Genomic DNA, 12,482 nt, shown 5'->3' with positions numbered 1-12,482 from the left:
AGGTTCCTATTCGGTGCGCCAGTTGATTTTTTCGACGCCGTCCCCTTCAACTTTCCACCACTCGTCCGGGTCATCGCCGTCCTGCCAACCGGAGACGATGCAGCGTACCTGTGTATCCAATGCGGCAGCCGCTTCTTTGGCGCAGTCCAGATCCTGTAACCAGGGCGTTGCCTGGGAGCGGAACCAGACGCTGACCCAGGCCTTGCCCACGGCTTTTTCGTGAATCATGACCGGTATGCGGGTGCCGTCCAGAGTGGCGTTGAAGGCATGGCTTCCGCCGCCGCTGTGCTGCGGCTGCAGGCCTTCGCAGCGTGCCTGCAGCCAGGCGAGGATCTGATCCATGGAACGGCCTTTGATGTAAATTTCAATGTCGGGGTGGCGGGTTTCGTTGCTCATCGTCGTTGTCCAGAAGGTGCCAGATGCGTAAAAGGCTCAGGCTCAGATAGCCCAACAGGGCGAGTATGCTGCCGGCTACCATCAGGATCAAGCCGGCAAGAGCGAGAAGTTCGGCTTTGAGACCGGAAGAAAGGCCGTACTGTGCCATCATGATACCGCCCAGACCGCTGAAAAACAGAAAAGCGCCGCTGAGCAAGGTGCGCAGGTTGCCGCGAGGGTCCTGCGCACGCTGGCGGAGACGGGCCTTGATCGCGTCTACGCGCATGTTTCCAGCGAGCGCTTGCGAAACAGGGCCAGACGAAAGTCGGCCTGTTCCTGCAGTTGTTGACAGGCCTGAAGGCGGGCGCGTGCGTCGGCGTTGAGGCGCTGGCCATGCGGTGTCATGGCCAGCAGGTCCTGAATCGCTTCGGCACTGTCCAGGTTGAATTCGAAGGTCAGGCTCTGTTCTGTTACCGCTTCGAACCCTGGCGCCAGCTGTGCGGCCGGGTCAAAGCCGGATGTGGCACGCACGTCGGTATAGATCAGCTGACGCAGTGCCAGCAGGTGGTCCGGGCCGGGGTAAACCACCAGCAACAGTCCACCGGGCTTGAGTACTCGAGCCGTCGGCTCCGGCATCAGGCGACTGAAAATCAGAGTGGCGGCATCCATCGATGCAGGTGCCAGAGGGATATCGGCACCGGTGGCGACCAGCCAGGTGATAGCTCTGTTGCGTCGGCAAGCCGCCTTGACTGCATCCTTGGAAATATCCAGTCCGATTGTGTGGCAGTCCAGCTGGCGTTGCAAACGATCGGTATACCAGCCTTCACCGCAACCCAGATCAAGCAGGTTGGCCGCAGTGCGTGTAGGCAAATACCGTTCCAGCAGAGCGCCAACGGCCTGGCACAGCGGGGTATAGTGCCCCGCTTCCAGAAAGCGTTGGCGTGCCTGTACCATTGCGGCGTTGTCGCCCGGTGCCTTGCTGCGCTTTTTCTGCGCCAGTAGCAGGTTCCAGTAGCCCTGCCGGGCGCGATCGAAGCTGTGGCCATTGAGACAGCTCAGGGTTTTATCCACAGCCCGCATCGGTTCGCGACAGACCGGGCAGATCAGCCGAGGGGTACTCATGCGTCGACCAGCAGCCGAGCCAGAATATTCTCGTACAGCGCCGAAAGGTCATCCAGGTCGCTGGCACGGACGCGCTCATTGATCTTGTGGATGGTGGCGTTGACCGGTCCCAGTTCCACTACCTGAGCCCCGGTGGGTGCGATGAAGCGACCGTCGGAGGTCCCTCCGGAAGTGGACAACTCGGTGTCATATCCCATGATGGTCTTGATTGCTTCGCGGCTGGCATCCACCAGGTCGCCGGCAGGGGTCAGGAAAGGATTGCCGGACAGGATCCAGTCGATATCCCATTCCAGACCATGCTTGTCGAGAATGTCGCGTACACGTACTTTCAGTTCATCGGCCGTGACTTCGGTCGAGAAACGGAAATTGAAAGCGATGTCCACTTCGCCGGGGACTACGTTAGTGGCACCTGTGCCTGCATGGATATTGGAAATCTGGAAACTGGTCGGCGGGAAAAAGTCGTTGCCTGCGTCCCAGACAGTGGCGGACAGTTCGGCCAGGGCGGGGGCTGCTTCATGAATCGGGTTGCGCACCAGGTGCGGGTAGGCGACATGGCCCTGAATGCCACGTACCTTCAGGGTGCCGCTGAGTGAGCCGCGGCGGCCATTCTTGATGATGTCGCCGACTTTTTCGGTGCTGGAAGGTTCACCTACGATACACCAATCGATTTTTTCGTTGCGTGCTTCCAGATGATCGATGACACGAGTCGTGCCGTTGATGAAGGGGCCTTCCTCGTCGCTGGTGATCAGCAGGGCGATAGAGCCCTTGTGGGTCGGGTGGTGTTCGACAAAGCGCTCCACTGCGGTCACGAAAGCGGCCAGACTGCCCTTCATATCGGCAGCGCCGCGGCCACACAAATAACCTTCCTCGATTCTGGGTTCGAAGGGCGGAAATTGCCATTGCTCTTCCGGGCCGGTCGGTACCACATCGGTATGACCTGCGAAGCAGAACACCGGACCGGTGTCGCCACGGCGGGCCCAGAAATTAGTGACTTCAGCGAACGGCAGGCGTTCGATCTTGAAGCCCAGAGCCTCGAGTCGGCTGATCATCAGTTCCTGGCAACCGGCATCTTCGGGGGTAACCGAGGGGCGGCCGATCAGGTCGCTGGCCAGTTCAAGAGTTGGCGAAAGCTGTGTCATGCGAGGTGTCCTGCGTTGCATAAGGATAAAGCCCCGCAGGCCGTCAGGCGTGCGGGGCGGGGAAGGGCATGCTGCGAGTGCTTAGTTGTGCTTGTGCAGCTCGGCGTTCAGCTCGATGGCGCTCTTGTTGGTCTTGACCTCGATACGGCCGTTCTGGGAGTTGCGGCGGAACAGCAGGTCCGGCTTGCCGGCCAGCTCTCCGGCCTTGATGATGCCGACTTCGTTATTCTGGTCATCCAGCAGGGTGACTTTGGAACCGCCTGTCACGTACAGACCCGCTTCGATGGTGCAGCGATCGCCCAGTGGCAGGCCCAGGCCGGCGTTGGCACCCAGCAGGCAGTTTTCACCGACCGAAATTACCACGTTGTTGCCACCGGACAGGGTGCCCATGGTGGAAGCGCCACCACCGATATCGGAACCGTTGCCAACGACGACGCCGGCAGAAATGCGGCCTTCTACCATGCTGACGCCCAGAGTGCCGGCATTGAAGTTGATAAAGCCTTCGTGCATCACGGTAGTACCTTCGCCCACGTGTGCGCCCAGGCGGATACGGGAAGCGTCACCGATGCGGATACCGGCAGGCACCGCGTAATTGGCCATTTTCGGGAATTTGTCCACGGACTGCACGTCCAGTACTCGGCCCTGGGCACGGGCGGACAGCTGACGGCGCGGCAGGTCTTCCAGTGCTACGGCGCCTTCGTTGGTCCAGGCGACGTTCGGCAGCAGCGGGAACATGCCGCTCAGATCGATGCCGTGCGGCTGGACCAGGCGGTGTGACAGCAGAGACAGCTTCAGGTAAACCTCGGCAGTGGTTTGTGGTGCGGCGTCCGTTTCCAGAATGCAGAGCACCAGCGGCTGCCGGGTGCCTTCCAGAATCTCAACCACTTCGGCCTGCTCTTCTGCACCGACGGACAGAAATGCGGTTTCCAGTGCTTTCAACTGGCTTGCGTTCAGTTCGATGGTCTGGTTGCCACCGGCATAGCCGATCTGTTCGGTCAGGGCCGCAATCAATGCATCGTCCGCGTTCAGCAGAGGAGCATTGTAGTACACCTCCAGCCAGTCACCGGCAGAAGACTTGGTACCCACTCCCAGACCCAATGCGAAATTCGCCATCGTTTACTCCGTTGTTCAAAATTGCAAAAAATAGAATGTTTAACTGTTCGTTTTCAGCGTTGCCAAAGGGCTGCGTACTGTTCAGCCTTGAAGCCGACCTCGATATGTCCGTCCGCCATTTCCAGCACCGGGCGCTTGATCAGCGTTGGCTGTTCGACCAGCAGTGCCTTCAGGGCAGTCTCGTCGGTGGTGGACTTGATTTCATCTGTCAGCTGACGCCAGGTGGTACCGCGCTTGTTCAGGACCTTGTCCAGTCCGGCAGCAGCACACCAGCGGTCAACCTGCTCGGCGGTCAGGCCCTGTTTGCGGAAATCGTGGAAGTCGAAGGCGATGGATTCGGCTTCCAGCCATTTGCGTGCCTTGCGTACGGTGTCGCAATTGCTGATGCCGTAAAGGGTTGTCACAAACAGCTCCTTACAGAGATTCAATGTAGTGTCGAATGCGCTCGGCGGCTTCGACACATTCGGATACGGTTGCCACCAGGGCCATACGCACATAACCCTCACCCGGGTTGACGCCGTCGATCTCACGGGCCAGATAGCGTCCGGGCAGTACGGTCAGGTTCTGTTGCTCGAACAGGCCCTTGGCAAATTCGTCATCGGCGATGGGGGTCTTGGCCCAGAGGTAGAAGCTGGCATCGGATTGCTTGACCTCCATCACCGGCTGCAGCACGCGCAGGACAGCTTCGAACTTGTGGCGGTACTGGCTGCGGTTTTCCAGGACATGGCCTTCTTCATTCCAGGCCGCGATGGACGCCAGCTGGTGCTGAATCGGCATTGAGCAGCCGTGGTAGGTGCGGTACAGCAGGAAGGGCTCGAGCAGGGCGGCATCACCGGCAATAAAGCCCGAGCGCATGCCCGGCAGGTTGGAGCGCTTGGACAGGCTGTGGAACACGATGCAACGCGCAAAGTCCTGACGTCCCAGCTCGGCGCAGGCCTGCAGCAGTCCTGCCGGCTTGTTATGTTCGTCGGGATACAGCTCAGAATAGCATTCGTCGGAGCAGATGATGAAGTCATGCTCGTCAGCCAGCGCGATCAGTTGCTTCAGTGTGTCGATATCGTGCACCGCGCCGGTCGGATTGCCGGGTGAGCAGACAAACAACAACTGGCAGCGCTGCCATACTTCGGTCGGAATGGCATCGTAGTCGGGGATGAAGCCATTGTCGGCCAGGCAGTTCAGGTAATAGGGCTCGGCTCCGGCCAGGTAGGCAGCGCCTTCGTAGATCTGATAGAACGGGTTGGGCGTCAGCACCAGCGCATCCGGCTTGCGCTCGACGGCGGCCTGGGTGAAGGCGAAAATCGCTTCACGTGTCCCGTTTACCGGCAGCACATTGCGTTCGGAATCGACACTGCCGGCGGCCAGTTCGAAACGGCGTTCACACCAGCCGGCAATAGCCTGGCGCAGTTCAGGCATGCCTTTGGTTGTCGGATAGTTCGACAGGGCGCTCAAGTTATCGGCCATGACCTCCAGCACAAACGGTGGCGCGGGGTGCTTGGGTTCGCCGATGCCGAGCGAAATATGCTCAAGATGGCTCGGTGGCTGGACGCCGGCCTTGAGCACGGCCAGCTTTTCAAACGGATAGGGCTGGAGTCTGTCGAGATCGCTGTTCATGCAATTTTCCTGTCATCCCCTGTAAAAAGCAGGGTTTTCGGTCACATTCAGGGGCAAAAGTATAGCGGATGGCGGCTATTCGGCGCCAGTGAGCAACCGAGGGTTCAGCAAACGTTCGACCTCCGTGCGCGGCAGGTCGGTCTGTTCGACCACAACATCGATAATGGGGCGTCCTTCCGTATAGGCCTGCTTGGCCAGTGCGGCGGCGCGGTCATAGCCCAGCACGGAATTCAGCGCGGTCACCAGAACCGGGTTACGCGCCAGGGTTTTATCGATCTTCGTTCGGTTGACGGTAAAACCGCTGATGGCCTTGTCGGCCAGGCTGGTGGCTGAATTGGCGATCAGTTGTTCGCTCTGCAACAGGTTATAGCCGATCAGGGGCAGCATGGTATTGAGCTGGAAGTTGCCATGCTGGGCGCACAGAGTGATGCTGGTGTCATTGCCGCAGACCTGTGCTGCCGCCATCATCACGGCCTCCGAAATGACGGGGTTTACCTTGCCGGGCATGATCGAGGAGCCCGGCTGGAGGACCGGCAGGGCAATTTCCCCGAGGCCGGCGAGGGGGCCGGAGTTCATCCAGCGCAGGTCATTGGCGATTTTCATCAGCATGGTCGCGCAGGTTTTCAGTTGGCCCGAAAGCTCAACCGCAGTGTCCTGAGCAGCCTGGGCGCTGAAATGATTGCTGGCAGGCAGCAGGGTCAATCCGGTCAGAGCCCCCATGTGGCGGCAGAACAGGCGTGAAAAGGTATCCGGTGCATTCACCCCGGTGCCCACCGCCGTACCGCCCTGTGCCACTTGTGACAAGCGTGGGCGTATGTTTTCCAGGCGGGTGATACAGTCCTGTACCTGCTGCAGCCAGCCGGACATCTCCTGGTCCATGCGAATCGGCATGGCGTCCATCAAATGGGTACGTCCGGTCTTGACGACATGTGTCAGGGTGGAGCGCTTACGCATCAGGGCTCCGGCCAGATGATGCAGTGCCGGCAGCAGTTGGGTTTCCAGTAACTGTAGCGCACTGACATGGATACAGGTCGGGATGACATCATTGGAGCTTTGGCTCATGTTGATGTGATCGTTGGGGTGCAGCTGAATGCGGGTACTTTTTTGCACGAGGCTGGCCAGAACCTCGTTCATGTTCATATTGCTGCTGGTTCCCGAACCGGTCTGGAACACGTCAACCGGGAATTGCGCCTTGTGGCGGCCGGTTGCAACCTGATTGGCAGCGGTGACAATCGCTTCTGCCTGTTCTTTTGACAGCAGCCCCAGTTCGGCGTTGGCGCGGGCGCAGGCCGCCTTGACCTGGGCGAGGGTCTTGATGAACTGATGCGGCAGCGACAGATCGCTGATCTGAAAGTTATCCACAGCGCGCTGAGTTTGGGCGCCATAGAGCGCACCGGCCGGGACCTCCACGGGGCCCAGACTGTCGCGTTCCGTACGTGTGTTCCGGCTCATTGCTTTCTTCCTGTACAGGTTACAATCGGGGGAAGGCTACCCCTTGAATAGATCCATAGAACGGATAAAAGTTCAAGCGGGAATGTCTGGAGTGTATTTGAAAGGCAACATTTTTGTCGATTATCTGCCCGGACGGAACTGGTATAGACTGACGGCCCGTCCACAGCGTTTTGGTCTGAGTTAAACAGGAAATACCATGAGCATATTGACCCGTTGGCCCCGTAATCAGCTTTGTTTATCGATAGAAGAACGGCAGCATGCGGTTCAGGCTGTAGAACAGGCCTTTGCGGCGACGCTGGAATCGTTGAAAGTGGATATCGGTCTGAAGGAGATGTTCGAGGAAATTTATGTGCCGCTGGCAGCCTGGATACTGGCACGCAAGCGGCAGCTGGGAACGCCTCTGGTGCTGGGAATCAATGGTGCTCAGGGGGCGGGCAAGTCGACGTTGTTCAATCTGCTGGAAGTCATTTTGGGAGAGGGGTTCGGTTTGCGGGTCGTCGGTTTTTCGATTGACGATCTGTACAAGACCCGTGCCGATCGCGAGGCCATGGCCGAGGCGATTCACCCCCTGTTTGTGACTCGTGGCGTACCGGGCACGCATGATGTTCAGCTGGGTATCGATATTATCGACAGCCTCTGCGCCGATGACCCGGAACGGATCACCAAAATACCGGTATTCGACAAGTCGATCGATGACCGTTGTCCCGATTTTGTCTGGCAGGAATGGATCGGCGGTGCCGATCTGATTGTCTTTGAAGGCTGGTGCGTTGGTGCCCAGGCTCAGCCGGACGAGTCTCTGGATGAAGCCGTGAACCAGCTGGAAGGAGACGAAGACCCGGACGGGATCTGGCGCCGCTATGTCAATGAGCAGCTTAAGGGGCCCTATCGAGAGCTTTTTTCACGCCTGGACCTGTTGCTGATGCTGTGTGTGCCCAGCATGGATGCGGTGTATGAATGGCGCTCACTGCAGGAAAAAAAGCTGGCCGAGCGTGTGCAGTACATCTACGACACTCAGCAGCCTACCGACCATTTGCGGATCATGAATGAAAACGAGATCCAACGCTTTATTCAGCATTACGAACGCTTGACGCGGGCCATGCTGGAGCAAATGCCCAAGCAGGCCGATGTTACTCTGTTCCTCAATGAAAACCACAAGATCAATGACATCCGGATACTCAGGCCTCTGCGCGATTGCTGATGTGCCGGCTCGAGCCTGCCGCAGGCTCCTGTTTGCTGCCGGTGGCTAGATCGGCAGCAGGGTGGTTGAAGCGATGCCGTGGACAACGGTGTTGACGGCGCGGTTGGTGGCGTCCGACACGATACGCGACATCATGTCCTGGTGAGCGATCAGTTTGCCGAGCAGGCGTTCAAAGCTCAGGTTCTCCGGGCTGTTGGCCAACAGAAAGGGGCTACCGTCGGGCTGGCGGTAGGTATTCAGGCGCCAGGCGACGATTTCCAGGTTGCGCGCCGAGTTGTACAGTTTCTGCTGGTCCATATCATTGAGCATGAAAAATTCGTCTCGGTAACTGTAGGACGCATGCAGCATGCCGGTGATACCGACCATCAGCGCAAAGACGCGGTCACCCTGAAAGTTCGGATCAAAGGCCAGAGGGATGGCCTTTTCGGCATACCGATTGCCAAGCTCGGGGTGAGTAATCAAACGTGGCGAGCCCAGCAGTAATTCCAGGCGGTGTTCGAGGGTCATGCCGGGGACCTTGGCCAGCTCGCGAGGGTTGCGCTTGTACAGTTTGATGGCAAGCTTGCGGGCGAGCTTGTTGACCGTTTCGACATGCAGATCGGCTACCATGTCGATTTCGGATTTGGCCAGATTTTTCAGTTGGAACGGGCGTGGTTTTCCGCTACCGCTACAGCCACCAAGCAGCAGAGAGAGTACGGCGATCGCCACGACAGTGCGGCTGGTTCGGGTACTGGCCATCGGGTTTGGCTCCATGTGTGGACAGGGCTGAAAATGCTCCATGCATGATCGGGGGCAGTATAACCCCTGGACGATGGTTTATAGTAATGGCCCGCGTCATCTGACTGGAGAACATTATGAGTGAAACCCCTGAAATCAGTGCCTTGCGTCGTGAATATGTTGCGGCAGGCTTGCACCGTCGCGATATGGCCGCAGACCCGCTGGCGCAGTTCCATGGCTGGATGCAAGGCGCGCTGGAAGCCCACCCCGATGACGCCACATCCATGACGTTGGCAACCGCCGATGCTGCAGGTTGGCCCGCAGCCCGCATTGTATTGCTGAAACACTTCGATCATGACGGTTTTTGCTGGTTTACCGATTTTCGCAGCGAAAAAGGCCAACACCTGCAGCAGAACCCCAAGGCCGAGTTGATGTTCTACTGGCGTGGCCTGGAGCGACAGGTGCGCATCAGGGGGCAAGTGGAGCAGTTGCCCCATGCGGATGGCGAGACCTATTTTCATCAGCGACCGCACGGCAGTCAATTAAGCGCTGCGGCTTCGGTGCAGAGCCATGCCGTCGATCACCGCGAGACGCTGGAGCAACGTGTGCAGACGCTGGGGCAGCGTTATGCGGGGCAGCAGGTCCCCTGTCCCGAAACCTGGGGAGGATACCGTCTGATTCCGCACCAGATCGAGTTCTGGCAGGGACGGGAAAATCGGTTGCATGACCGCTTTCGCTATACGCGGGTCGAAGGCCAGTGGCAGCTGGAGCGCCTGCAGCCTTGAGGTTTACTGTCTGACCTGCTGGCGGAGCAGCAGGTCAGGTTGGACCGGGTTATACCTTGCGATACTTGTTGCGAATGGTTTCAGCTTGATACCAGCTGATGAATTCCGACAGCAGGCGCTGTTCCCGCACTGACAGGCCGGAGAAATTGGCGCACCAGAGGGCACCGCTTTTGCGTACCAGTTGCAGCGTGCAATCCAGCTGATGCACGCGGGTTCCGATTCTGAATTTAAGCTGCCCCGGGTAGTATTGCAGTGTCAGCTGGGTTTCGGTAAAGAAAGCCAGGCCGGTTGTGGAAAAATTGTCGACCCGTACAGGGTCACCACCGAGGCGCACGATCAACGGTGTTGTATTGTCGACCTGAAGTCGGTAGGCACGCCGTCCACTGTCGGCACAGTCAGGTATGTGAATCCGCGGTTTCATTATTCCAATGCTCGTTTTTCCAGCACAAATTCGATACGTCGATTAATGGCACGGTTGACGTCCGATGTATTGGGCACCAGCGGTAGCGATGAGCCGTAGCCGGTTGCGGTCAGGCGCCTGGGGTTGATGCCGGCATCCACCATGTAGCGTAGCACGGTTGTTGCACGTACCGCCGATAGTTCCCAGTTGGACGGGAATTGTGGAGTACTGATCGGCAAATCGTCCGTGTGTCCCTGAATTTCCAGTTTGTAATGGGGGTTCTGTTGCAGGGTTTCCAGCAATGCATCCAGCATTGGCAGCATGGCATGGTTGAATGTAGACGAGCCGGAAGTGAACAACAGTCCCCCTTTGACCCGGAGCGACAACTTGCCGTCCTTGGGTGCTCCTATCTCTACGGCCTCTTGCATCTGCATTTGCGCCAGTGCGTTGTCCAGGTCCCGCCCCAAACGTTCCCAATCCAGCTGCAGCGCCTGAGCGCGACGGGCCTGTTCGGATATTTCGTCTTCGCTGTCGTTTTGCTCAGGAGCATGTTTGGGGGGCTCGAGCAGGGTATCACGGATGGTATCGGGCAACTGAGGCGGCGCGGTGTATTCCAGAGGAATCAGGCTGTTCGGGGCGCCGGAAACAGCACGCTGGAAGGCGCTCTGGAATGAGCGTACCGCTTCTGAAAAACGCTCCTTCTCAACGCTGGAAATGGAAAACAGCAACACGAAAAAAACCAGCAGCAGCGTCATCAGGTCGGCATAGGTCACCAGCCAGCCAGGTGTCCCCGGCTCTTCGGTCAACTCGCGACGTCGGCTGTTCATGTACGTTCCTTGCCAGGAACGGCGGACGCGGGCTGTTTGCCGCGACCTACCTTCATCGGCTTGCGCTGGGCTTCCGGGAGGTAAGAAGACAGCTGCTCGTAGACATGCATGTAATGGTCGTTGGTCAGGATGCTGATGCAGCCTTCGCGGATAATTTCCAGATTGGTGACTTCGGCCAGGGTGCGGGCATGCAGCTTGCCGGCGATCGGCAGGAAAACCATGGTGGCCAGCAGTGAGCCGTAAAAGGTGGTGAGCAGTGCCACTGCCATGGCGGGACCAATGGTATCGGGGTTGGACAGCTGGCTCAGCATCTGAATCAGGCCGATCAGAGTGCCCAGCATACCGAACGCCGGTGCGTAGGCGGCCATTTTGCGAAATACATCCTGTACCGTGTGATGACGTGCAATCAGTGAATCGATTTCGTTCTGCAGGGTGTTGCGAATGACCTGTTCGGAAGCGGCTTCGGACAGCAGGTTGCAGGCACGTTTAAGCATGTGCGAATCACTTTCCACATCCCCCAGTTTGAGTAATCCGTGGCGATGCGACACCCGGCTGAGTTCCAGCATGGTATCAATCATTTCCTGAGGGTTGGTGTTGTCACGGGTAAAGACGATCCAGGCCGCCTTGAAGGCGTTGAGAACATCCTTGAATTGAACGGTGAGCAGGGTGGCGGCAATCGTACCGCCGGCGACGATCATCAGTCCGGGCACATTAAGGAAAACATCGGCATTGCCGCCCAGAAAAATAGCACTGATGATCAGGGCAAGACCTGAGATAATACCGAGAAGTGATGCGAAATCCATGTGCTTGAGTACCCTGTAATCAGTCAAAAGCGGACTGCTGGAAACGAGAGCCGAGTATAACAACAGCAAGACAATGACGTCAGACTACTTTATCGGACTGCCACAATGGAAGCATCCAGAGTGGAATAACACCCTGCTGCAAGACCCGGATCAGGGGGCTCTGGAACAGTATGCGGCCAGCTTTAATTCGGTGGAGGGCAATACCACCTTCTATGGCTTGCCAAGTGTGGTCAGCGTGCGTCGCTGGCTGGAGGAAACCCCTCCCGATTTCCGTTTTTGTTTCAAATTTCCCCAGAGTATCAGCCATCAGGGGGCTCTGCGGCACGAGAGTGAAGATCTGTCCGCTTTTCTGGAGCGCTTGCAGCCACTGGCACCGAAGCTTGGCATGCTGTGTCTGCAGCTGCCCGCCCGTTTCGGCCCTGAACAGTTGCCGGAGCTGATGCGTTTCCTTGGTACCCTGCCAGCCGGGGTGCGTTATGCGGTGGAGGTGCGGCATCCGGCATTCTTTCAGCGTGGAGAAGCCGAACAACGCCTGAACGAGGTGTTGCAGGCTTTTGGGGTGAACCGGATCAGTTTCGATACGCGGGCGCTGTTTGCCAACCCGCCGTCCGACCCGATTACGCGAGAGGCGTTGGAGCAGAAACCACGTCTGCCGTTGCGGGTACTGGCAACGGGTGATGCACCCATGCTGAGGTTTATTTCGCCGTTGAATCGACAGCAGGGCGAACGCTGGCTGCTACCCTGGGTGGATCAGGTGTTGCGCTGGATCGGAGAGGGTAAAACGCCCTTTGTCTTCATGCACACGCCCAGCAATGGTGAAGCGCCGGAACTGGCACGCTGGTTTGCCCGGCAATTGCAACAGCGCCGGCCGACACTGGCATCGGGGTTTCAGGACTGGGCCGGGCGAGAGCGGTTGCGTCGTCAGCCCGGCCTGTTCTGA

15 protein-coding genes are annotated in these 12,482 nt (G+C 58.3%); 3 read left to right on the top strand and 12 right to left on the bottom strand.

Features of this window, described 5'->3' with window-relative positions; translation table 11 throughout:
• Positions 1-6 precede the first annotated feature (6 nt).
• The 8 genes from H1S06_RS12405 to H1S06_RS12370 form a co-directional block, all read right to left on the bottom strand.
• Entirely contained in the window at positions 7-396 is a 390-nt protein-coding gene (locus H1S06_RS12405) for a hypothetical protein (RefSeq protein WP_181740667.1), read from the bottom strand.
• Positions 365-661 (bottom strand): hypothetical protein, encoded by a 297-nt coding sequence (locus H1S06_RS12400; RefSeq protein WP_181740665.1) that lies wholly within the window; start codon positions 659-661, stop codon positions 365-367. The genes H1S06_RS12405 and H1S06_RS12400 overlap by 32 nt, the downstream gene beginning before the upstream one ends.
• Entirely contained in the window at positions 652-1,497 is an 846-nt protein-coding gene (locus H1S06_RS12395) for a putative RNA methyltransferase (protein WP_181740663.1), read from the bottom strand. The genes H1S06_RS12400 and H1S06_RS12395 overlap by 10 nt, the downstream gene beginning before the upstream one ends.
• A complete protein-coding gene (gene dapE / locus H1S06_RS12390; protein ID WP_181740661.1) occupies positions 1,494-2,636 on the bottom strand; it encodes a succinyl-diaminopimelate desuccinylase in 1,143 nt (380 codons plus the stop codon). Before dapE ends, H1S06_RS12395 begins: the two co-directional genes overlap by 4 nt.
• A gap of 81 nt (positions 2,637-2,717) precedes the next feature.
• Positions 2,718-3,749: a 2,3,4,5-tetrahydropyridine-2,6-dicarboxylate N-succinyltransferase gene (dapD, locus tag H1S06_RS12385; protein ID WP_181740659.1), complete on the bottom strand. Its 1,032-nt coding sequence runs from the start codon at positions 3,747-3,749 to the stop codon at positions 2,718-2,720.
• A 53-nt stretch (positions 3,750-3,802) separates the two neighbouring features.
• On the bottom strand, positions 3,803-4,153 hold the full coding sequence (locus H1S06_RS12380; RefSeq protein WP_328515345.1) for an ArsC family reductase: 351 nt from the start codon (positions 4,151-4,153) through the stop codon (positions 3,803-3,805).
• Between the two features lie 10 nt (positions 4,154-4,163).
• The gene (dapC, locus tag H1S06_RS12375) at positions 4,164-5,360 is read right to left on the bottom strand and encodes a succinyldiaminopimelate transaminase (RefSeq protein WP_181740655.1); all 1,197 of its coding nucleotides are present in this window, start codon (positions 5,358-5,360) and stop codon (positions 4,164-4,166) included.
• Between the two features lie 75 nt (positions 5,361-5,435).
• Positions 5,436-6,812: a class II fumarate hydratase gene (locus tag H1S06_RS12370; RefSeq protein WP_181740653.1), complete on the bottom strand. Its 1,377-nt coding sequence runs from the start codon at positions 6,810-6,812 to the stop codon at positions 5,436-5,438.
• A gap of 196 nt (positions 6,813-7,008) precedes the next feature.
• Here H1S06_RS12370 and H1S06_RS12365 point away from each other — a divergent pair, with 196 nt between their 5' ends.
• Complete coding sequence (locus tag H1S06_RS12365; protein ID WP_181740651.1) at positions 7,009-8,010, top strand: hypothetical protein; 1,002 nt, start codon at positions 7,009-7,011, stop codon at positions 8,008-8,010.
• 45 nt (positions 8,011-8,055) lie between these two features.
• On the opposite strand, the gene H1S06_RS12360 is transcribed toward H1S06_RS12365, so the two are convergent.
• Positions 8,056-8,748 carry a hypothetical protein gene (locus H1S06_RS12360; protein WP_181740649.1) on the bottom strand — a complete coding sequence of 231 codons (693 nt, stop codon included), beginning with the start codon at positions 8,746-8,748 and terminating at the stop codon, positions 8,056-8,058.
• Between the two features lie 116 nt (positions 8,749-8,864).
• Here H1S06_RS12360 and pdxH point away from each other — a divergent pair, with 116 nt between their 5' ends.
• Positions 8,865-9,512, top strand: coding sequence for a pyridoxamine 5'-phosphate oxidase (gene pdxH / locus H1S06_RS12355; RefSeq protein WP_181740647.1), 648 nt, complete (start codon positions 8,865-8,867; stop codon positions 9,510-9,512).
• 49 nt (positions 9,513-9,561) lie between these two features.
• Here pdxH and H1S06_RS12350 read toward each other — a convergent pair whose 3' ends face one another.
• The 3 genes from H1S06_RS12350 to H1S06_RS12340 are packed head-to-tail and all read right to left on the bottom strand — an operon-like array spanning position 9,562 to position 11,542.
• Positions 9,562-9,933: a hypothetical protein gene (locus H1S06_RS12350; protein WP_181740645.1), complete on the bottom strand. Its 372-nt coding sequence runs from the start codon at positions 9,931-9,933 to the stop codon at positions 9,562-9,564.
• Positions 9,933-10,739: a flagellar motor protein MotB gene (locus H1S06_RS12345; RefSeq protein ID WP_181740643.1), complete on the bottom strand. Its 807-nt coding sequence runs from the start codon at positions 10,737-10,739 to the stop codon at positions 9,933-9,935. Before H1S06_RS12345 ends, H1S06_RS12350 begins: the two co-directional genes overlap by 1 nt.
• Complete coding sequence (locus H1S06_RS12340; protein ID WP_181740641.1) at positions 10,736-11,542, bottom strand: motility protein A; 807 nt, start codon at positions 11,540-11,542, stop codon at positions 10,736-10,738. The genes H1S06_RS12345 and H1S06_RS12340 overlap by 4 nt, the downstream gene beginning before the upstream one ends.
• 73 nt (positions 11,543-11,615) lie before the next feature.
• Here H1S06_RS12340 and H1S06_RS12335 point away from each other — a divergent pair, with 73 nt between their 5' ends.
• Positions 11,616-12,482 carry a DUF72 domain-containing protein gene (locus tag H1S06_RS12335; protein WP_181740638.1) on the top strand — a complete coding sequence of 289 codons (867 nt, stop codon included), beginning with the start codon at positions 11,616-11,618 and terminating at the stop codon, positions 12,480-12,482.

The organism is Marinobacterium marinum (genome assembly GCF_013868415.1).
Classification (GTDB): domain Bacteria; phylum Pseudomonadota; class Gammaproteobacteria; order Pseudomonadales; family Balneatricaceae; genus Marinobacterium; species Marinobacterium marinum.
This window is presented reverse-complemented; position numbering and strand designations above follow the sequence as displayed.